The organism is Mycobacterium sp. TH-M82 (assembly GCF_057473605.1).
The window spans coordinates 1-1,502 of the sequence record NZ_JBYCKY010000562.1 but is presented as its reverse complement, the minus strand read 5'-3'; the positions used below and the strand labels follow the sequence as shown (position 1 = coordinate 1,502).

General features: G+C 63.6%; 1 protein-coding gene and 2 pseudogenes. 2 read left to right on the top strand and 1 reads right to left on the bottom strand.

Going from position 1 to position 1,502, the window contains the following annotated elements; all coding sequences use genetic code 11:
• Positions 1 to 164, top strand: a pseudogene (locus AC2VON_RS16920) (glycoside hydrolase); the annotation flags it as partial.
• A gap of 110 nt (positions 165 to 274) precedes the next feature.
• Here AC2VON_RS16920 and AC2VON_RS16915 read toward each other — a convergent pair.
• A pseudogene (locus AC2VON_RS16915) lies at positions 275 to 490 on the bottom strand (MMPL family transporter); the annotation flags it as partial.
• Between the two features lie 487 nt (positions 491 to 977).
• On the opposite strand from AC2VON_RS16915, the gene AC2VON_RS16910 reads away from it, so the two are divergent.
• The gene (locus AC2VON_RS16910; protein WP_486953983.1) at positions 978 to 1,487 is read left to right on the top strand and encodes a helix-turn-helix domain-containing protein; all 510 of its coding nucleotides are present in this window, start codon (positions 978 to 980) and stop codon (positions 1,485 to 1,487) included.
• Positions 1,488 to 1,502 lie beyond the last annotated feature (15 nt).

Genomic DNA, 1,502 nt, shown 5'->3' with positions numbered 1-1,502 from the left:
AGCGGTACTACCCGGGCATCGGCGCGCCGAGTTGGACGGCGAACTACGGTTCGGAAACCCTCAACCATTACGACCACGTTCATATCGCCACCGACGGTGGCGGATACCCAACCGGGAAGGAAAGCTACTACATCGGATCCATGAGCCCTGCGCCGTCGGATTGACCGACCGATCGCGGTATTGCCGCAGGAAATAAACCAGGGCGGCTTCGTATTCCGCTGAAGTCAGCCTCGACGTGCTGTGTCTCCGGTCGTCTCCCCCGCGTAGTTCGCCGCCGATGCGGCGCGGACGCGTCAAGAACACGCTCGTCGCCCTCGCGCGCCGGCCGGGTCCGCACCCGTTGATGCACATTGATGGGCCACCAGAACCACCGGCCCAGTAGCGCGGCGATCGACGGCGTGATCAGCGACCGTACGACGAACGTGTCGAACAGCAGTCCCAGCCCGATCGTGGTGCCGATCTGACCGACCGAACGCAGGTCACTGGCGATCATCGCGACCGACATTCTCAAGCGCCGGACCGAGAAACGGTGCGGCGCCCAGATGCCACGAGCACGTGCCACGTGCATCCGCAGGGTAGGTCACCCGGGACCCCACCGCGCAACCGGGTGAGTCCGCGCCACCGTCGCGACTGCCACAAGAGCGCCGGGCCATCCGTTCAGCGCAGCCGGGGCTACATAGGCGCCCATCATGATGTGGGCCCCTGCGTCGGTTGACGGGCATTCAGGGTGACCACGTCGGGGTTGCGAGCAGTTGGCAAAATACTGAGTAGTAGTGAGCGTATGAATGTTCTAGTGGGTGTTCTGGTTGGGTGAATCTGACCGAGTGGCCCGTGATCGACACCAGCTTTGGCCCGCGCGACGGACGGCCTGACCGGACGTGTGTGCGTTTACGCCCGTTCCGTTTAACAGGAGCAAGGCGTACTCTCGAAACGAGTGAAACGATTGTATTGCTTGTTCCAAACGAAAGGAGGTCACGGTGCAGCCGTTGGAAGAATCCCCAGGCGCCATCCTGCCGTCCGACGAACAAGCTGAGGTGATCGACTTCATCGAACGTCTTCGCAGCAAGGGCCGCGGAACAGCCATGCCGACCGCACGCCTTGTCGACGCCGACGGATCGGGTGTGCCGATTCCCGACTCGATGTTCACGATCCTCGTCCAGGTCGCCGAGGCGTTGAAGGCCGGCCTTGCGGTAACGATCGCACCCCACCACCTCACGCTGTCGACGCAAGAGGCAGCCGATCTGCTCCGCATCTCCCGGACCACACTGGTCCGGCTGCTGGAAACGGGGGCTATCCCGTTCGACAAGCCGAGCCGACACCGGAAGGTCCGACTTCAGGACCTGATCGAGTACCGCCAGCGTCAGCGGAAGGCGGCCGCACAAGCGCTGGACGACATGGTTGCCGATGCTGAACGCCTTGACCTGTACGACGCCGATCCCGCAGCGGTGTCGGCTGCGTTGCGGGCCGCGCGGGGCAAGACCGGCTAAGAATGTTTTCGGCGT